The organism is Bacillus sp. AFS098217, assembly GCF_002551815.1.
Classification (GTDB): Bacteria; Bacillota; Bacilli; order Bacillales; family Bacillaceae_G; genus Bacillus_A.
Genome location: NZ_NVPR01000003.1, coordinates 1 through 19,362 on the forward strand (window position 1 = coordinate 1; position 19,362 = coordinate 19,362).

15 protein-coding genes and 1 riboswitch are annotated in these 19,362 nt (G+C 36.6%); of the genes, 7 read left to right on the forward strand and 8 right to left on the reverse strand.

Features of this window, described 5'->3' with window-relative positions; translation table 11 throughout:
- Positions 1–60: 60 nt before the first annotated feature.
- Positions 61–1,206 carry a DUF445 domain-containing protein gene (locus COO03_RS00720; protein ID WP_097894568.1) on the reverse strand — a complete coding sequence of 382 codons (1,146 nt, stop codon included), beginning with the start codon at positions 1,204–1,206 and terminating at the stop codon, positions 61–63.
- A gap of 396 nt (positions 1,207–1,602) precedes the next feature.
- Between COO03_RS00720 and COO03_RS00725 the strand changes: the two genes are divergently transcribed.
- Both COO03_RS00725 and COO03_RS00730 read left to right on the forward strand, forming a co-directional pair.
- Positions 1,603–2,655 carry a YheC/YheD family protein gene (locus COO03_RS00725; protein WP_097894569.1) on the forward strand — a complete coding sequence of 351 codons (1,053 nt, stop codon included), beginning with the start codon at positions 1,603–1,605 and terminating at the stop codon, positions 2,653–2,655.
- Positions 2,655–4,115: a YheC/YheD family endospore coat-associated protein gene (locus COO03_RS00730; RefSeq protein WP_141523233.1), complete on the forward strand. Its 1,461-nt coding sequence runs from the start codon at positions 2,655–2,657 to the stop codon at positions 4,113–4,115. Before COO03_RS00725 ends, COO03_RS00730 begins: the two co-directional genes overlap by 1 nt.
- Before the next feature lie 34 nt (positions 4,116–4,149).
- On the opposite strand, the gene COO03_RS00735 is transcribed toward COO03_RS00730, so the two are convergent.
- Complete coding sequence (locus COO03_RS00735; protein ID WP_097894571.1) at positions 4,150–4,395, reverse strand: hypothetical protein; 246 nt, start codon at positions 4,393–4,395, stop codon at positions 4,150–4,152.
- A 502-nt stretch (positions 4,396–4,897) separates the two neighbouring features.
- Between COO03_RS00735 and sasP the strand changes: the two genes are divergently transcribed.
- On the forward strand, positions 4,898–5,101 hold the full coding sequence (gene sasP / locus COO03_RS00740; RefSeq protein WP_000013349.1) for a small acid-soluble spore protein, SasP family: 204 nt from the start codon (positions 4,898–4,900) through the stop codon (positions 5,099–5,101).
- A 50-nt stretch (positions 5,102–5,151) separates the two neighbouring features.
- Here sasP and COO03_RS00745 read toward each other — a convergent pair whose 3' ends face one another.
- From COO03_RS00745 to COO03_RS00765, 5 genes are all read right to left on the reverse strand, one after another.
- Positions 5,152–5,886 carry an amino acid ABC transporter ATP-binding protein gene (locus COO03_RS00745; RefSeq protein ID WP_097894572.1) on the reverse strand — a complete coding sequence of 245 codons (735 nt, stop codon included), beginning with the start codon at positions 5,884–5,886 and terminating at the stop codon, positions 5,152–5,154.
- Between the two features lie 31 nt (positions 5,887–5,917).
- The gene (locus COO03_RS00750) at positions 5,918–6,616 is read right to left on the reverse strand and encodes an amino acid ABC transporter permease (RefSeq protein ID WP_097894573.1); all 699 of its coding nucleotides are present in this window, start codon (positions 6,614–6,616) and stop codon (positions 5,918–5,920) included.
- Positions 6,603–7,400 carry an amino acid ABC transporter substrate-binding protein gene (locus COO03_RS00755; protein WP_097894639.1) on the reverse strand — a complete coding sequence of 266 codons (798 nt, stop codon included), beginning with the start codon at positions 7,398–7,400 and terminating at the stop codon, positions 6,603–6,605. Before COO03_RS00755 ends, COO03_RS00750 begins: the two co-directional genes overlap by 14 nt.
- A gap of 430 nt (positions 7,401–7,830) precedes the next feature.
- The gene (locus tag COO03_RS00760; protein WP_097894574.1) at positions 7,831–9,831 is read right to left on the reverse strand and encodes an ABC transporter ATP-binding protein; all 2,001 of its coding nucleotides are present in this window, start codon (positions 9,829–9,831) and stop codon (positions 7,831–7,833) included.
- Positions 9,828–11,582 (reverse strand): ABC transporter ATP-binding protein, encoded by a 1,755-nt coding sequence (locus tag COO03_RS00765; RefSeq protein ID WP_097894575.1) that lies wholly within the window; start codon positions 11,580–11,582, stop codon positions 9,828–9,830. The genes COO03_RS00760 and COO03_RS00765 overlap by 4 nt, the downstream gene beginning before the upstream one ends.
- A 698-nt stretch (positions 11,583–12,280) precedes the next feature.
- Here COO03_RS00765 and COO03_RS00775 point away from each other — a divergent pair.
- From COO03_RS00775 to COO03_RS00785, 3 genes are all read left to right on the forward strand, one after another.
- The gene (locus COO03_RS00775; protein ID WP_097894576.1) at positions 12,281–13,720 is read left to right on the forward strand and encodes an NADP-dependent glyceraldehyde-3-phosphate dehydrogenase; all 1,440 of its coding nucleotides are present in this window, start codon (positions 12,281–12,283) and stop codon (positions 13,718–13,720) included.
- 586 nt (positions 13,721–14,306) lie between these two features.
- Positions 14,307–14,488, forward strand: a riboswitch (Lysine riboswitch).
- Between the two features lie 151 nt (positions 14,489–14,639).
- The gene (locus tag COO03_RS00780; RefSeq protein WP_097894577.1) at positions 14,640–16,064 is read left to right on the forward strand and encodes an amino acid permease; all 1,425 of its coding nucleotides are present in this window, start codon (positions 14,640–14,642) and stop codon (positions 16,062–16,064) included.
- A 340-nt stretch (positions 16,065–16,404) separates the two neighbouring features.
- Positions 16,405–17,604: an ABC transporter permease gene (locus tag COO03_RS00785; protein WP_097894578.1), complete on the forward strand. Its 1,200-nt coding sequence runs from the start codon at positions 16,405–16,407 to the stop codon at positions 17,602–17,604.
- A gap of 615 nt (positions 17,605–18,219) precedes the next feature.
- Here COO03_RS00785 and COO03_RS00790 read toward each other — a convergent pair.
- Positions 18,220–18,420 (reverse strand): DUF3955 domain-containing protein, encoded by a 201-nt coding sequence (locus COO03_RS00790; RefSeq protein ID WP_097894579.1) that lies wholly within the window; start codon positions 18,418–18,420, stop codon positions 18,220–18,222.
- A 537-nt stretch (positions 18,421–18,957) separates the two neighbouring features.
- Here COO03_RS00790 and COO03_RS00795 point away from each other — a divergent pair.
- Entirely contained in the window at positions 18,958–19,347 is a 390-nt protein-coding gene (locus tag COO03_RS00795) for a hypothetical protein (protein WP_097894580.1), read from the forward strand.
- Positions 19,348–19,362 lie beyond the last annotated feature (15 nt).

A 19,362-nucleotide genomic window follows, 5' to 3' on the forward strand; every position in this document is an offset into this window, starting at 1 on the left:
TGTTTTCATAGCCATAACTGAGATGGGGAAAAAGCAACATGAATCTATATAAATCATTCCTTACATAAGAAAAAGCAATATTACACCTTGAATAAGTCCAATTGTTCCTCCTAATAAAGCTCCTAAATATGTAATCATCTTTAATTCGTTCTTTGTAATGGATAGTACAAGATCTTCTAATCGTTCCGTTGAAAATGTCGCTACTTCTTGTTGTACAATTTCCGCCAAGTGTAAATTTTTTAGAATATGTTCGACATTGTTTACACCCCACGCTAAACCTTTTTGTACGAAATTCGGAATGATTGTTTGTACAATATTTTCCCGGACTGGTTCACACACCTTTTGAATGGACTGATTTAGAAATCCTCCGACCATTTCCTCTATTTTAACTGTTGATAATATTGACTTTACAACCGTTTCTTTCGCTATAAAGGACTCCAGCTCCTTTACTTCTCTTTCCTTTAATTTCTGCCACTCTTTTTGCAGAACATCACTTAAAAGCTGCTTCGTCCCTTCTTGTCCTAGAAACTTAATCACTTCCGGCTGCAGGCGATCCACTACACTTACATTTCCTAAAAACATGCCTACTAAATTTAATAATGCACCTCGAGAAGCAAAAAAGTCATCAATCATTTTTGCAAGACGCTCTTTTCCCTCTTCGCTTTCAAAAAAGACTTTCCCTCGTTCTAAAATAAATGATGCTACATTTGGAATCATTTGTTCCACTTTCTCATGAACCGAGCTAGGCAAAGCTTGTTCCCATGTATATGTATAGTATTGCGTTAAAAACATATCAACCTTTTCTGCAATGATACCTTCAATTTTTTTTGTTGCCTGCTCCTCCGCATGCTCCAATCCCCATTTTGCTAACACATCCCGTAATGACTGTTCATTCATCAACATTTTCTCTACTTCAACTTGTACCCACTTCATAAGCTCCTGCTGGAACTCTTTATTCGTTAATTTCTTCCCTATTCCTTCTGGGGTTAACAAGTGATCCACAACCATTTTTCCTAGTTGAACGGCAAGTTCATCACGGCGCTTTGGAATCAGACCTGGTGTAAATGGTACTCGAAACTTCCCAATATACACAGGTCGATGAGGGCGAAATAACATTTTTATCGCTAAATGGTTCGTATACCCGCCAATCACAGCACCTAATCCTGTTGTCGTTAACATATTCAACCAGACATTCATCACAATCAACCTTCCGTTTCTCCAAGTATATACATATCTTACTACATATGAGGACACTATCTCATCCTATCGCATTGCACATGAAAAAATAGCATATCATCATACGGACAACAGTATAATAATATAAAAACATATTTGCAATGTATATCTATCCATTTTGACTTTCCAACATATAAGTCACGGCTATGAAGAACAAAAGGTGACCGCTACTTATTTTCTCTCTTTGTTTTCACTTGGCATGGGGCAGGAAAAGGATCTGACCGCTTCTATGCATGGCCGGACTCTCTCCCCCACCTAAAAAGAAAGGTTTTATGTCGATTTTTCAATTTGTACTTATATATATCTTATAACCAGTGCTACAAAAGCTTCAACGCTTTACGTATATTACACAAAGGAGTGTTTTCGTTGGTTCTTGGACTCTTAACACCTCACTTACACCATGAGCGAACTTATTACACCGAAATCGCTAAACGAGCTCGTTTATATCACAACATCGTTGCTCAATTTACTCCGTCTTGCATCGATGCTAAAACCGAACTTGTTACAGGTCTTCTCTATGACACAGATACAGGGAATTGGGCCCAACAAACCTTCCCCATTCCTTCCTATATATATGACCGTTGTCAATTCCCAGAAGGCACGGAATTTCAACAAGCCAAGTCCATCATCCATTCACTGCACAAACGCTCTTCCACTATATTTTTAAATTGCCCACTTATTGATTCCAATGAAATCCGTGAGCATCTACTTACGAATAAAAGGCTGGCTCCTTACATGGCACACATAAAAAAAGGAAGTTCAAAAACAATTCTAAAACTGCTTCAAGAAGAAAAAGATGTGATTATAAAACCAGTAGATATACATTCTAATAGAACAACGTATCGAATTACCTATAAAGATAAAGCTTTTCATATAGAAGCATTACATGATCAAACCCGCTCACCGCTCATGTTCAAACACAAAAACGAGTTTTTATCATGGTGCAATCCATTCGTTCAATCAGATCATTACATCATTCATCCTATGTTATATCCCCCAGATCAATTAAAATACCCAGTTCACATTCGCTGTCTCTTGCAAAAAAACAAAGAAAAGACCTGGAAAGTAATCGAACAATGTATCCAAACAAGTAAACTTCCCTTACAATTCTTACTTCCTGCTATAAAGAACGCTACACTACATCCATTTGCCAAAACACACCATTTACTGTCACCTATTGGGGTTCAATTATTACAAGAAGCCTTACATGATATTACAACAGAAGTACCTAAAACACTTGATCCATTCTATCCTTCTCTTTTTGAATTAGAATTGTCTATCGTAATGGACAAAACAGGAGCTATTTGGCTTATGCATGTTGATACAAAACCGTCTTATACACCTTTTACTAAGCAGAATCAAACACTAGCCGAAGAAATTTTTCACGGTCCGCTTCGGTTTAGTCGCTTTACACCATAATGAAGAGAGGAGGAACGATATTGGAAGATCATATGTACACATTACAAATTTCAACGGATCATCCAAACGCTATAACATTACCTTATATATTTTCTAACACGCCGTCCCTTCAATCGCTATCCTTTGGAACGCGCTCTATCGCATGTAAAGATATTACAATTCATTATACGTATACTCATGAAATTACAATTGGGGAGCAACTCGCAAAAAAACTTTTGCTTCCTCCCTCAGCTACTATTCATGCCTTCATTCAAAATCAAACACTTATATTCGGTCCATTAATTGGGATTTTCACAACTTGTTTTAGTGAATCAGCTTCTGAACCTCTCGGCGATCGTTCAATTGCTTTCAGCGATTTACTCACTCCGCCATTCTCATTACGGCCATTCGTATTTTTATTTGGTGCCCAGCATATAAATTGGGAGGAAGAAACAATTGAAGGATATTTCTTTAAAGAGGGAAAGTGGCTGCAATATAACATCCCTTTTCCAAACGTTATTTATGATCGATTACCAAATCGACAAGCTGAAACTTATAAACCGATTGCAAGAGCAAAAAAGCGATTACAAGTAGAATACGCCATCCCATGGTTTAACCCAGGATTTTTTAATAAATGGGATATCCATCAACTTCTTATAAATGAAAAATCCATATCTTCCTTGTTACCTAAAACAGAAGCGTTCCAGCATTTCGAACAAGTAGAAAGGTTTTTATCATCATACAAACACGTTTATATGAAACCAACGCATGGTAGCCTTGGACGAAACATTTATCAAATTTTTTATTCGCCTACAGACAACAAATACTATTGTCGTTATCGTGAGAACGAACAAAATAAATTTCGAAAGTACGATTCCTTAGAAACGCTTATCAACCACGTTTTAAAAGGACATGATTTGAAGAAATTTATTGTTCAGCAAGGCATTTCCTTGTTACATTTCGATGGGCAACCTGTAGATTTTCGCGTTCATACAAACAAAAATCATTTTGGCACTTGGAGAGTCAGTGCCATCGCTGCAAAAATCGCTGGAAAAGGCAGCATGACAACTCATATGAATAGCGGCGGAGACGTAAAACTTCTGCAAGAAATTTTTTCCGATGCAACGGAAAGAATCCGAATTCTAAATACATTAACACATGTCGCTTTAAAACTGAGTTCCATTTTAGATCAACATATAACAGGAAATGTTGGAGAAATCGGCTTTGATATCGGTTTAGACAAATCCGAAAATCCATGGCTATTTGAAGCCAACTCAAAACCAGGTAGAAGTATATTTCAACACGAAAAATTGAAAGAACAAGACGAACAAACAAGGCAATTATTTTATGAATATGCCATCTATTTAACAGGACACTCTTTCCACCATCCTCAAAAATCAGCACAAGAAAAGAAAACAAAACTTCCATCAGTGAATTCTCTTTCCACTCCGCTGCTCGTTAACCCGCACGTAGCGGAATAAAACTTCCACCCTGCTGTAGGTGGAAGTTTTTCGCTTATACAAGTTTCACTGTTATGTCAGTTTCTGTATTACACGCTGCGCAATAGAAAACGTGGACACAATGTTGCTGAGAGTTATTCTGTGTTAAACCATCTACTTGAAGTAATAAATCTTGATCCAAATATGCGCTGTAAGTATCTAGGTAATCCACAATTTTCCCATAATCTTGGAGTAGACTCGCGCAAGTTGGACAAGAATATGTTTGAGCATCCAATGCATTACAAAGTGGACATATCGCCATCATCATTCCTCCATACATCATTTGCTTCTCGCTTTATAAACCCAAAAAGAAGTCAAATGATGTGTCACTTTCTATATATAAATCAATTAAAAAATCGACATAAAACCTCTCTTTTTAGATGGGAGAGAGCATCTATTCATGCATAGAAGTAGTCAGCGCTTTTTTCTTCCACATGCGAAGTAAAAACAGAATGAGCAAACGAGTGTAGGTTACTTTGTATTCTGCATAACAAGGATTTAGGTGTCGAAAAATGAAAATGGATTTATATAGTTACAATTAGTGTGACCTTCTTTCACAAAAATACAACGTTTACTCGTTTTTCATACCTTTCTATTTTTTACAAAATTTACAAATTATTAATCCGCATATCTTTCTAGGTAACATCCATACTATGAATACACTCCTCATAAACGATGGATTAGCGCCAAAAGGGCGATCATCTGGTTCAAATCCAGCTAATCCAACCAAAAAATTTTCTATACTCTAAGGAGGATATATTCCTATGGCAAACCAAAGTTCTTACAATCAATTAGTAGTACCAGGAGCAACAGCTGCAATCGATCAAATGAAATACGAAATCGCTCAAGAATTTGGTGTACAATTAGGAGCAGATTCTACAGCTCGTGCAAACGGTTCTGTTGGCGGAGAAATTACAAAGCGTTTAGTAGCAATGGCTGAGCAAAGCCTTGGCGGATTCCAAAAATAAATATATATGGCAAAAAAGGTCTCAGGGCATTCGCCCTGAGACCTTTCTTTCTATCCTAACATTTGTAAAAATTTCTTTGTTCGTTCTTCTTTCGGATTTGTAAATACCTCTTCTGGTGTACCTTGTTCTACAATGACACCGCCATCCATAAAGATAACACGATTCGCGATTTGATGAGCAAAGCGCATCTCATGCGTTACAATTACCATCGTCATCCCTTCTTGTGCAAGTTCCTTCATTACCTTTAAGACCTCTTGTACAAGTTCAGGATCTAATGCTGACGTTGGTTCATCAAATAATAAAACTTGTGGTTCCATCGCAAGCGCACGAGCAATTCCTACACGTTGCTGTTGACCACCTGACAGTTGAAATGGGTATAAATCCAGCTTATCACCAAGTCCAACTTTCTCAAGGAAATATGTCGCCTTTTTCTTCGCTTCTTCTTTCCCCATCTTTTTCACTGTAACAAGCCCTTCCATCACATTTTGAAGTGCTGTTAAATGAGGGAACAAGTTATGATGTTGGAACACCATTCCTGTTTGAATACGAAGATTCACAATATCAGTTTTCGTTACTTTTTTCGAGAAATCTAATTCTTTCTCTCCAATGCGAATGTTACCAGCGTTCGGTGTTTCTAATACATTTAAGCAACGTAGAAATGTCGTTTTACCAGATCCAGACGGTCCAATAATAACAACAACTTCGCCTTTCTCAACCGATAAATCTATATGTTTTAGTACGGTATTATCTCCGAAACTCTTTTGTAAATGTTGAATTGAAATCATAAAAACAAAAACTCCTTTTATGAAAGGATTATTATTTTAGAGTATAACGTTCTGAACGTTTTTCTAATATTTGCTGCACAATAGATAATAAGAAACAAATCACCCAGTAAATAAGGCCTGCTTCAAAATAAACAATTAAGAATTCATAGTTCATTGCTGCGATTTCCTGCGCTTTTCGGAACATCTCCGTTACTAAAATTAACGATGCTAATGAAGTATCCTTCACTAAACTAATAAATGTATTTGAAAGCGGCGGAATTGATACGCGTGTTGCTTGTGGTAAAATGATGCGTTTTAACGCTTGCGGATATGTCATTCCAATTGTATACGCTGCTTCCCATTGCCCTTTCGGAATCGATAAAATGGATGCGCGAATAATTTCAGATGCATATGCACCAACATTTAATGAAAATCCAATAATAGCTGCTGTATATGGGTCAATCTCAATTTTTAGAGTTGGAAGCCCATAGAAAATAATAAACAATTGTACAAGAAGTGGTGTTCCGCGAATAATAGATACATAGATACGAGCGATCCATTGTAAAACGCGACTACTTGAAATACGCGCTAGCGCCGTCAATGTCGCTAATATAAGGCCGATTGCAAATGTGATAAGCGTTAATGGAATCGTTGCGAACAGAGCACCCTCCAAGAGAGGCTTGAAGGATGTCTGCATAATATCTCCCCATGTAGATAATCGATCTGCAATAAGTGCACTACTTAGATACATCTTCACCGAACCATTTTTTCGCTATTTTGTCATACGTACCATCTTTTTTCATATCTTCTAACGCTTTATCTACTTCTTGTACTAACTTATCGCTTCCTTTACGGAATAAGAACCCACTTTGTGATGCCTCTTTTTCTGTAGCTGCAATTTTAATGTTTGCATCTTTTTTCGTTTGTAAATAGTTTAATACTGATAATTTGTCATTAATTGTGAAATCAACGCGTCCTGTACTAATTAATTCCACTGCTTGACTAAAGCCTTCTACTCCTTTAATCTCCGCACCATTTTTCTTTGCAAGGTCAGCATAGTTACTTGTTAAAGACTGCGCTGCTGTTAAACCTTTTACATCAGTAAAGGTAGCTGGCTTATCTTTATCCTTTGCAACGACAAGAGCTGCCGAAGAAGAAATATACGGTTTAGAGAAATCATATTTCTTTTGACGATCTTCACGAATTCCAACTTCATTTGCAACCATATCAAAACGGTTTGCATCTAGTCCAGCAAGTAAGCTGTCCCATTGCGTTTCTTTAAATACTGGTTTCACGCCTAGACGTTTTGCAACTTCTTCTGTTAACTCAACGTCAAATCCAGTTAATTTTCCACTTCCATCGTGGAATGTAAACGGCGGGTATGTACCTTCTGTACCAACAACGATTTCACCGCTTTGTTTTATTTTTTGTAATGCATCTTGACTAGCTGTATCTTTTTTTTCTGCTTTACCACAGCCTGCTACAATACCAACTGTTAATGTAGCTACTGCAAGCACTGAAAATAATTTCTTCATCATGTTACTCCTCCAAGTATTCTGATAGGAATTTAAGAACTATATTGATTGTATGCAATCTCGGACAATTTTTCAATGAAAATGTTCGTCATTAGTGTATCCTTTTTCTTCATAATCAAACAGGATGATACAAAATCATTACGTACAAAAAATAAGTAGCATTTTTTAATATAGCACTTATGAAGGAAAAGGTAAAACAATACTTCTTGTCTGTAGCAAAAAAGAACTTGCTGCCTTAGCAAGTTCTTTCAAGTATCTAATACACAATACCCAATCATCGTACACAATAATAAAAAGAAAGTAATATTAAACGTCACTGATAATTCTTCCATCCCTATTCCCCCTTTCCTCCAACATATCATATGGACAAGGAAAGGGATGGGAGCATTTGTAAACATTACTTTAAAATTTTCTGAACATTCTATGAATGTTAAGCACTTTGGCTTCCTTCCATCTGCGTTTTATACATGTCATAATAGCGTCCCTTTTTCCTCATTAATTCATCATGAGACCCTTTTTCAAGAATCGTACCTCGGTCGAGTACAATAATTTGATCTGCACTCTTAATCGTTGAAAGACGATGGGCAATAATAAACGTTGTTCTTCCTTTCTTCACAACTTCTAATGCTCCCTGAATCATCGCTTCTGTCTCGGTATCAATACTTGAAGTCGCTTCATCTAAAATTAAAATGGCCGGATCAAACGCTAACGCACGTGCAAATGATATGAGCTGACGCTCTCCTGTTGAAAGTGTGCTTCCCTTTTCTGTAATTTCTTCATTTATATTGTTCGCAAAGCGCTCAGCCCCTACATCATGCAGCGCTTTTATAATTTTAGCTTTTGAAATGTTTGGATTTTCTAAACTTACATTTGAGGCAACTGTCCCGCTAAATAAAAATGGATCCTGCAAGACAATTCCCATATGCTCACGAATTGCCTGCTTTGGAATATGCTTTACATCATGCCCGTCAATCGTAAGTCTTCCTTTTTGAAACTCGTAAAACTGAAAAAGCACATTCATAATCGAACTTTTTCCAGATCCAGTATGACCAACGAGTGCAACTGTCTCCCCTGTTTTCGCCTCAAAAGAAATATTTTTTAATACTTCGTCTTTTCCGTTATAAGAGAATGAAACATTATCAAACCGAACATTCCCACTAAGACGTGGTATACGCTCTTCTTGCAATGCCTCTCCCTTTTCATCTAGCAATTCAAATACACGCTCTGATGCAACTCGCGCTTGTTCTAAATTTGCTAGTTGGTTCACCATGTTCGTAATAGGCGAAAAGAGCCTTGTTAAATAATCGACAAAAGCATACAGTACCCCTAAAGAAATAAAGCCTGCGCCGCTTAATGAAGCACCGCCAAAATACCAAATCACTCCTGTAAAAGCAATGTTTCGTAAGACCCCTACTAAATTATGCGATGTTGCCGAATTTAAATTTAAAATCTTATTTTGATATTTAAAGTAATCTCCGTTTAATTCCTCAAATTCTCGCTTTGTTTCACGTTCTTGACGAAACGCCTGAATAATTGGCATCCCTTGAATGGATTCATTTACTGTTCCATTAATATCTGATAAACGAGAACGCATTTTATGATTGTATCCGGAAGCATATTTCCTATATAAAATAGCCCAAACGATTAAAATTGGTATAATAAGCAAACAAAACAATGCTAATTTCACATCGAGTAAAAATAAAGCAACAAAAATCCCAATAATATAAATGAAACTAGAGGCAAATGTTGCAAGCACCGTGACGTATAAATCACGAATTGCCTCTGTATCATTCGTTACTCGCGATACAATTTTCCCCGCTGGCAAATGGTCAAAGTAACGAATCGGCAATGTTTGAATATGAGAGAAAACATCTTCACGCATAATTTGAATAATTTTATTCGATGCTTTCTGTAAGAAAAACTGCTTTCCATATGCAAATAAAGATACGACTACTAATAACGCAAAATAACCTCCACCAAGCAGTAGTAATCGTTTTATTTCTGGCTTATAAAATGCATATATTTCTTGCGTTGTTAACCGCTTCGCTTTATACACTTGCGCAGCTTTCCCGCCTTGAATTGTAATCATATCTCCCTTTACAGAACGCGTTCCTTCAAGATTGATCTTATGAGGCACAAAGTAATATTGGAAGCCAGCTTGAATAACCCGAACTTCTTTCCCCTTTGTCTCTCCTTTTTCAAAGCGATCGCTTCGCTTATACCAAGTGCCGTTATACTTAACAGCATCTTCTCCTTCCGCCGTTTCATACCAAGGTTTCTCTATTCCAACAATATGATCATCTATCATCGTTTTCGCTACAAACGGACCTGCCAGTTCTGCAATAACGAAAATAAATAGCATAGCAAGTGCTGTAAAGATCGGCCCTTTTACCTTCATTGCATATTGAAATAATCTTTTTGGGGTGCTCATACGTTCACCTCACCTTCTACATTTTCACCTTGCTGTCTTTCAAACTGCTCTCTATACCAGCCTGCATTTTGAACAAGTTCTTCATGTGTTCCTTCTTCGATAACCTCACCGTTATCCATAACAAGAATCCAGTCCGCATGTTGTACGGCTGATAAGCGGTGCGTTGTTATAATTGTTGTTTTTCCGCTTCTTTCCGTGCGGATATTTTCAATAATTGCTGCTTCAGTACGAGCATCAACAGCCGATAAAGAGTCATCTAAAATTAAAATTTCTGGATTTTGAATGACAGCTCTTGCGATTGAAATACGTTGTTTTTGTCCACCAGATAAGGAAACACCCTTTTCTCCAACAAGCGTCTCTAGTCCATCTGGCAAAAACTCTAGATCCTTTTTGAACGCCGCAATTTCAATTGCCTTTTGAAGCTCTTCTTCACTTGCTTCTCTATTCCCAAATAGAATATTTTCCTTTGCTGTTTTTGAAAATAAAATATGTTCTTGTGGTACATATCCAATCCAGCTTAGTACGTTTTCAGCCGGAATTTTATCAAGCGCAACATCTGAAACTGTAATTTCTCCTTCTCCAAGTGGATACTGACGAAGAAGTTGACGAACAAGGGTTGTTTTCCCGCTTCCTGTTTTCCCGACAATCCCAAGCGTCTCTCCTTGCTTTAATGAAAAAGAAACATTTTTTAAATTTGACTCAGCGGATCCAGGATACGCAAAAGAAACATCATCAAAATCAATATATTCCGGTTTCTGTACAGGCTTTGGCTGTTTCGCATTTTTCACATCTGGTTCATAAGCCAACGTTTCATTTACACGATCTAGTGAAGCATTCCCGCGCTGCATTACATTGATTAATTCACCAATTGCAAACATCGGCCAAATCATCATTCCTAAATATACGTTAAAGGAAACAAGCTCTCCTAGCGTAATTTTTGATTGGAATACAAGAAAGGCTCCATACACTAAGCCAATTAAATAACTAAGGCCAACAAGCATTTTAACTGTCGGTTGAAATAATGCATCGATTCTTGCTACTTTCATATTTTTCTCGTATACATCATCTCCTAAATGATGAAACCTTTCTTCATCGGCGTTCTCTTGTACATACGCCCGAATTACACGTACGCCAGCAATCGATTCAAGTACTTTATCGTTCATATCTCCGAAAGCATCTTGCGCAACCGTAAATCGTTCATGTAACTTCTTCCCATATATATTCATCGCATACGCCATAATCGGCAGCGGGATAAGCGCAGCAAATGTAAGTTGCCAACTAATTGAAAAACCCATCATACAAACAATGGTGAGCATGTATAAACTGGAATCAACTAATGTCAAAATTCCAAAACCAGCAGTCATAGCAATCGCTTTTAAATCATTTGTCGCTCTTGCCATTAAATCGCCCGTACGATTTTTATGATAAAAGGTCGGTGTCATCTTAAGTAAGTGCCCCATAAACTTTGAACGCATTGTTTTTTCAAGTACAAACGCACCGCCAAATAATTGACGCTGCCATATAAAGGTGAGCACATATCCGCCTATTGTTGCCCCAAATAAAATCCAAATATATTGCATAATTACTCCGCTTGTTAAAGATCCCGTTTTAATACGATCAATTGTTAAGCCTAGTACTTTCGGAGGGACTATTTCAATTATATTTACAATTAAAAGTGCTCCAATTGCGATACTATACCTTTTCCAATGTTCTTTAAAAAACCATGTTAACTTTTGTAATACTGAAAACAATATAACCTCTCCCTTCTCGTTCTCGTTTGACTCCCATTTCTTTATCCGCTATCTAAAGTCATCTCGTTTACATTTCGAAAACCATACAATTTCATCACATTTTTTCACCTTCCAAAGTTTTTTATTGAAACCATACAAAGTATGGAAACAAGCAAAGATAGAGACAAAAAAACGCATACCGCCGCTTGACGATATGCGAAAAACGCATAAAAGCGTACGTTACGATATACGCAACGTACGCTTTTTGTAAGACAAAAAGAGTCTACCTCTCCGTACGGGTTGCGTAATGATATGAATGTTTTTCACCGTATAACACAGCTGAATCCATCATATTTACGATTACAATCATCACGCGCACCCCCTTCATTTATTTTCCATTTTTAATTTTATAACTTTATAGACTTTTCTGTCAATTATTTTTTTCATTATTGTATGAAATAAACTTTTATCACAAAAAATGAAAGAGATACAATCAAGTTGCAATACACTAATCTAACCTAAAAAATTGTCTATTGATACGATGCGAATTACCCTATATTTCACTTGTAAATACGGTTAACCATCGTAAGAAAGGGCATACAAAATAAAAATCATATGAGAAATCATTGTCATAAAAATTTCATTTGAAAAATATTTTCGAACGCCCTACAATCACCATATACTCACTCTTACAAGTTGCTATTTTGGGAGGACAAATCATGACAACTAGCAATACGTACAAATTTTATTTAAACGGAGAATGGAGAGAAAGCTCTTCTGGACAAACAATCGATATTCCATCCCCGTATTTACATGAAGTAATTGGTAAAGTCCAAGCAATTACTCGCGAAGAAGTAGATGAGGCAATTGCATCCGCAAAAGAAGCTCAAAAATCATGGGCTGAATTGTCTCTTCAAGATCGCGCAAAATATTTATATACATGGGCTGATGAGCTTGTAAATATGCAAGATGAAATTGCCGATATTATTATGAAAGAAGTCGGTAAAGGTTATAAAGATGCGAAAAAAGAAGTTGTTCGTACAGCAGACTTAATCCGTTACACAGTAGACGAAGCACTTCATATGCACGGTGAAAGCATGATGGGTGATAGCTTCCCTGGCGGATCTAAATCTAAACTTGCGATTATTCAACGCGCACCACTTGGTGTCATTTTAGCAATTGCACCATTTAACTACCCTGTAAACTTATCTGCTGCAAAACTTGCACCAGCTCTTATTATGGGTAACGCTGTTATCTTCAAACCAGCAACACAAGGCGCAATTAGTGGTATTAAAATGGTGGAAGCACTTCATAAAGCAGGACTTCCGAAAGGACTTGTAAACGTAGCAACAGGACGCGGTTCTGTAATTGGTGACTACTTAGTAGAGCATTCTGGCATCAATATGGTATCGTTCACAGGTGGTACACATACAGGTACTCACTTAGCGAAAAAAGCAGCTATGATCCCGCTTGTATTAGAACTTGGCGGTAAAGACCCTGGTATCGTACGTGAAGATGCCGATTTACAAGAAGCGGCAAAACATATCGTGAGCGGTGCATTCTCATACTCTGGTCAACGTTGTACAGCAATTAAGCGCGTGCTTGTACATGAAAATGTAGCGGACGAGCTTGTTAGCTTACTAAAAGATCAAGTGGCTGCACTATCTGTTGGTTCTCCAGAACAAGATAGTACAATCGTCCCATTAATCGATGATAAATCCGCTGATTTCGTTCAAGGATTAATTGATGATGCTGCTGAAAAAGGTGCAACAATCGTTATCGGTAACAAACGTGAGCGTAACTTAATTTACCCAACATTAATCGACCACGTAACAAAAGAAATGAAAGTTGCTTGGGAAGAGCCATTCGGTCCAATCCTTCCAATCATCCGTGTTTCTTCTGACGAAGAGGCGATTGAAATTGCGAATAAGTCAGAGTTCGGTCTGCAAGCGAGTGTCTTCACAAAAGATATTAATAAAGCATTTGCAATTGCTAACAAAATTGACACTGGTTCCGTTCAAATTAACGGACGCACAGAGCGCGGCCCTGACCACTTCCCATTCATCGGTGTAAAAGGTTCTGGTCTGGGAGCACAAGGTATTCGTAAGAGCCTTGAATCTATGACACGTGAAAAGGTAACTGTATTAAACTTAATGTAACATTTTAGAAGCTAATCTACGGCTGTAGATTAGCTTCTATACAAATTGAAAAAACGGGCAAAAACCATTCTTTTTAGGTGGGAAGAGAGCGTTAGGCCATGCATAGAAGCGGTCAGTGCCTTTTTTGGGCCCATGCCAAGTGAGAACGAAAAGAGAAAGCAAGTGGAGATTTTCTTTTATTTTCATAGCCACGATTTAGGTGCTTGAAAATAAAGTTGGATATATATTCTTGCATTCACCTATTCACTTATCTCATATGCTTCAGGACTACTATTCATTAACCAATCCATTACATGATCAAAACGTTATCGTTTTACCAATGCCACTTTCACCTTCCAAACAAATTAACGTCATATCGCACCTCCGTATACTTAACAATACTTCACTTTTTTATTAAGTACGATTTCACTATTCCGTCTCATTAGTTTCACACACAGATGAACAGACCCTATTTCTAAAAAACCATCCTTCTTTTAATGACAAATTGTTCACCATAATCTGATTATTACTATATCCATTGACGTATAAAAACACATTTGTTACCCTTAGGTATGTTAATTTAATATATAAATCCTCATTCGTATCTCGGTGAGGTAGAGGTTGCAATCATTAAGAGTATCATTTCAGGAGATGTAGTGGCATCGATGAATGAATGAGAAAGGAATGGTTGCCGAAGTAAGAACTGTCCACTGTACATTCTTGCTGGGTCTGTATTGAATAAGTGCAGAACTGTCACAAACAACTTGTTTGTGGAGAGCTATCGAGAGGTATGTCGTGGGTTTCCTATAAGATAGAAAGCACGTAGCGACAATTACACGTGCTTTTTTTGTTTTGTATGGAGTTTCCCATTCTTCCCTTGTTGGAAGACATACATATCTCCTCGCTTGACTTGGTTATACTAACTTTGGAGGTATTTTCTATGCAACAAAAAAAATGGGGCTTTTGGGTACTAACAGCATTTGTTGTCGGCAATATGGTTGGCGCTGGTATTTTCATGGTGCCAAGTACATTAGCACAAACAGCTAGCCCTCTTGGTGTTACTTTAGCTTGGTTAACAACAGGGTTCGGTGTTTTAATGCTAGCTCTTGTTTTCGGTAATTTAGCAATTCGTCGTCCTGATTTAACGACAGGACCACAAAGTCATGCATATGCTTTATTTTCATCACCAAAAAAGAAAAAAATGGCTGGATTCAGTATGGTTTGGGGCTACTGGGTCGCAAACTGGGCCAGTAATGTTGCCATTATTACATCTTTTGCAGGTTACTTATCACTCTTCTTCCCAATTATGAAAGATACACGTCTCTTATTTTCAATCGGCTCTTTCAATGTAGAAGTGGGAAAACTGATTACATTCTCTATCTGTTCTTGCTTACTATGGGGAACACATATGATTTTAACAAATGGTGTAAACGGAGCTGGAAAATTAAACTTCCTAGCAACAACAACGAAAGTAACTGGATTCCTTCTATTTATTGTTGTTACTTTGTTTGCATTTCAAGCTTCAAAATTTGGACAATGGTACACACCAATCATTGATAAAGAAGGCGTGTCACACGGACTGCTTTCACAAGTGAATTTAGCTGCTCTTACAACACTTTGGGCATTTATCGGTATTGAATCAGCCGTTCTTTTATCAAACCGTGCTAAATCTCCAAAAACGGTAAAACATGCAACTGTAGCTGGCTTATTCATAACTGTTGCCATTTATTTAGGAATTACGATTTTAACAATGGGTGTTCTTCACATTGATAAATTACAAGCTTCGGAACGTCCGTTAGCTGATGCATTAAATGCCGCAATGGGTCACGGCGGCGGGAAATTAATGGCACTTCTTGCTCTTACTTCCCTATTCGGCTCAATCTTAGGCTGGATTTTACTAAGTTCAGAAGTACCATATCAAGCAGCAAAAGAAGGCTTCTTCCCTTCCTTCTTTGCAAAAACAAACAAAAAGGGAAGCCCGATTCATTCACTAAGACTGACAAACATTATGTCACAAGTATTCTTGTTCTCAACGTTATCAGGAACAATCGCTGAAGCCTATACATTCGTGATCACTGTATCAACGTTAGCTTATTTAATTCCATATCTTGTCTCACCAATCTTCCAATTAAAACTCGTCGTAACTGGTGAAACGTATGAAAATGAACGTGGTTCAAGAATTATGGATGGAACGATTGCTGTCATTGCCATTTGCTATTCACTGTGGGTGATTAAAACTGGGGCGTCTGATTTAAAAACATTCCTTCTTGGGATTGGATTATTTGTAATCGGCTTTGCCTTCTATCCATTAATGAATCGTGATCAGAAAAAAAATAACAAAAATAAAAACGGGCAAGTTGCTTAAAGCAATTTGCTCGTTTTTATTTAAATCCAAATTCAAAAATTGACTAAAACCCTTTCTTTTTAGGTGGGAGAGAGAATCCGGCCATGCATAGAAGCGGTCAGATCCTTTTTTTGCCCCATGCCAAGTGAAAACAAAGGGAGAAAAAAAGAGGAAGTCTTCTTTTGTTTTCGAAGCAACAACTTGTATGCTGAAAAATATTTATGTATACATACCAATTCAAAAATTAACTAAACTCTTGTTTTTTAAGCGGAGGATGAAAAAACTCCACTGATTAAAGTTTCACTTTATATATTTTGGTATAAACGAGAAACCTTTATAATGGAAAATAGAGGTGAAAAACATGTCAATTGAAACACTATGGAACGCCCGTTTTCAAAAACATCTTCAAAACGTTATCATGTACTTTGCGCGCATGATTAGCGGTCTACTATACAGTTTTATCTTTATCTCCTGTATTGGTGCATATTATTACGCAAAGTTTCTTAAAACAGCTCCTTCTAAAGGAATCTCATTATTCATCATTACAGCTCTGCTTACAATCATTATCACGAGATGCCGAGTTCGTACGTTTATTCAAAAGCCGGATGTTGTGTATTTACTAGCACTGGAAGAGAAATTAGCGTCATACTTTAAACAGTCTCTTCTATATAATTATGTCATTCAGCTTTTTCCATTACTATTCATGTTTCTAATTCTCACACCGCTAGCAATGCAAACGCTGCATACAAACATTCCTTTTTTATGTACAATCTTTTTTATACTCATGCTCATCAAAGGCTGGAATATATACATACATTGGATATGGCGTGATCAACATAACGGCCAACTCTGGTTTATCGTTCGATTAACTTGTAATACTCTTATTATTTACATGCTCTTTCAGTCCGTATCCATCGTTCTATTAGGTGCAATGCTATTATTCCTTACTTTTATACTTATGTATACAATAAAACAACCAACAAAACGAATTGGATGGGAATATATCATTCAGCAAGAAGAAAAAATGGACATGCACTTTTACCAATTTGCAAACTTTTTCACCGATGTCCCGCAGCTAAAAAAACAAGTAAAACAAAGAAAGTGGCTCACAAGTTGGATAGAACCTATATTACATAAAAAACAAGCTACCTTCTTCTATTTAAATACTTTATCATTTCTACGTGCTAATGATTATTTTGGTATATATATAAGGTTGACCATCATCGGTTCCTTCACTTTATATTTCATATCGAATGTATATGTAAAAGGCGCTATTACTTGCTGCCTCTTATATATGAGCTCTATGCAACTTCGTTCTTTATGGAAATATTTTCCAGGAAATAATATCGTAACATTGTATCCTATCCCAATCGATGAAAGAATACGTCAATTTCTTACTCTTGTATTTTCATTAGCAAGCGTTCAGTTAACAATATTTACAGTTATCCTGCTTGTTTGTATCCCAGATCTCTTACACGTTTTTACCATCGTTTTAATCGGGATACTTTTTATTAAATTTATTATTGTACCAAAAACAAAGAAAAGAATTTCTACTTCATAGCGTGCAACTTTCATCAATGACATTTTACGAAACAAATCATATCTATATAAATACAAATTGAAAAATCGACATAAAACCTTTCTTTTTAGATGGGAGAGAGAATCCGACCATGCATAGAAGCGGTCAGATCCTTTTNNTGAAAACAAAGAGAGCAAACGAGTGCAGGTCACTTTTTGTTCTTCATGGCCGTGACTTATATGCTGGAAAATCAAAATGGATATATGTAGTTGTTATCTAAACCATAAAAATAGAGGGTAATACACATTGATGAATGCATATCACCCTCTTATATGTTTCTAAAAAATACTCGCTTTTTTTACATTAGGGGTCCTGCCGCATGCCCATCAACTTAAGAAATTAATTGTTCCCCAAAACGAAAAAAATAAACTAAATTCTCATGGACACCTATGAAAAGATGAATTTTTCGTTTTGGGGACACTTCAAAATGTTAGCTTGATGGACATAGGATGCCGCCAACAAAACGCGGATTGTATACGATATCCGTGTTTTGTCGGCAGGACACCATAAAGAAAAGACACCCTAAGGTGCCTTCCTCCGAGTTGAACCACTCTACTTTTACTAATATATGAGTATTGGACTTCCAGTCAAATGTTATTATTGGTTTATCGGTTTTCTGAACCCTATAAATATGCTACTAATTAAACCTACTGCTATAAATAAAAAGCCTATTGGTATTAAATAAAATGCTTCGACAAGAGTACCATCTGGTGCAACTGTAGATCCGATGATAGTATAGCTAACTATACACCCTATTCCTATGAGTAAAGATATTAAAGTTAAAATATATTTTTTCATTTTAAACCCTCCATATTTAAATGATTTCTTTATGAACGATAACAATATTACTCATTAAATATACTATTGTTATACATTCGTTACTATTTAAATACATGACAAAAAACTTACAAATGTGTAAGGAAACGAATTGTTTATACCGTGTAATGTTGGCGCTATCTCTTTACTAAAGATAAAAATAATACATACTTATTCCCTGCACATTGTGTGGGGATTTTTTTCATAAAGGAGTACAGCCCATGCCCATCAGCTTAAGGATATAAACTACTCCAAAAAGTAAAAAAACGCCATCCTTTCTGTATATTTCTACAAAAAGAATAGCGTTTTTTTCGTTTTATGGATACAATTTCTCTTTAGCTTGATGGTGATGAGGAGCCGCCCCATATACACCTTGTTCGTAATTTACATATCATGGTATAATTTCAAGAGGTTGACAGCCATTCATCTATGTTTCACGCTAAAGGGTTGGGAATGACAATTTATTCCCCTGCTGACGACTGACGAAGTCGAAAAATTTTGGGGGGTTGGGGTGATTTTATGAAAAAGATAATTGTATTAAGTTTTATTCTATTTTCCGGTATCACGTTATCTGGATGTTCAACTATAGCAGAAAAATCTTTAGAAGAAACTGGAAACGGAAGTATTAAATTATTAACACCAACGATTACAACAAAAGATAATCAATTAGAATTTATGACTGAGGGAATTGATGAAAATAAAGTGACCTTTATTTTTGTTGCCAATAAAAAAGTATTTGAACAAAAAATAAAAAATGATGAATCCTACAAACTTAACATTAAGGGTATCAAAGATGCTCATAGGACCAACTACAAGCCAAAAGTTCAACTTTTGCAAACTAAAGATGATACTGAAAATGGAGACATGGTAAACTTTAAACAAGTTAGATATACAGTTGAAAAGGATTAGTTTTATGGTTATTTA

What these genes read in the sequence shown, in the direction of transcription:
- COO03_RS00780 (WP_097894577.1), top strand. Translation starts at nt 14,640, where the DNA reads ATGCAACAAAAAAAATGGGGCTTTTGGGTACTAACAGCATTTGTTGTC.
- COO03_RS00785 (WP_097894578.1), top strand. Translation starts at nt 16,405, where the DNA reads ATGTCAATTGAAACACTATGGAACGCCCGTTTTCAAAAACATCTTCAA.
- COO03_RS00755 (WP_097894639.1), bottom strand. Translation starts at nt 7,400, where the DNA reads ATGAAGAAATTATTTTCAGTGCTTGCAGTAGCTACATTAACAGTTGGT.
- COO03_RS00760 (WP_097894574.1), bottom strand. Translation starts at nt 9,831, where the DNA reads ATGAGCACCCCAAAAAGATTATTTCAATATGCAATGAAGGTAAAAGGG.
- COO03_RS00775 (WP_097894576.1), top strand. Translation starts at nt 12,281, where the DNA reads ATGACAACTAGCAATACGTACAAATTTTATTTAAACGGAGAATGGAGA.
- sasP (WP_000013349.1), top strand. Translation starts at nt 4,898, where the DNA reads ATGGCAAACCAAAGTTCTTACAATCAATTAGTAGTACCAGGAGCAACA.
- COO03_RS00750 (WP_097894573.1), bottom strand. Translation starts at nt 6,616, where the DNA reads ATGTATCTAAGTAGTGCACTTATTGCAGATCGATTATCTACATGGGGA.
- COO03_RS00745 (WP_097894572.1), bottom strand. Translation starts at nt 5,886, where the DNA reads ATGATTTCAATTCAACATTTACAAAAGAGTTTCGGAGATAATACCGTA.
- COO03_RS00795 (WP_097894580.1), top strand. Translation starts at nt 18,958, where the DNA reads ATGAAAAAGATAATTGTATTAAGTTTTATTCTATTTTCCGGTATCACG.
- COO03_RS00730 (WP_141523233.1), top strand. Translation starts at nt 2,655, where the DNA reads ATGAAGAGAGGAGGAACGATATTGGAAGATCATATGTACACATTACAA.
- COO03_RS00790 (WP_097894579.1), bottom strand. Translation starts at nt 18,420, where the DNA reads ATGAAAAAATATATTTTAACTTTAATATCTTTACTCATAGGAATAGGG.
- COO03_RS00735 (WP_097894571.1), bottom strand. Translation starts at nt 4,395, where the DNA reads ATGGCGATATGTCCACTTTGTAATGCATTGGATGCTCAAACATATTCT.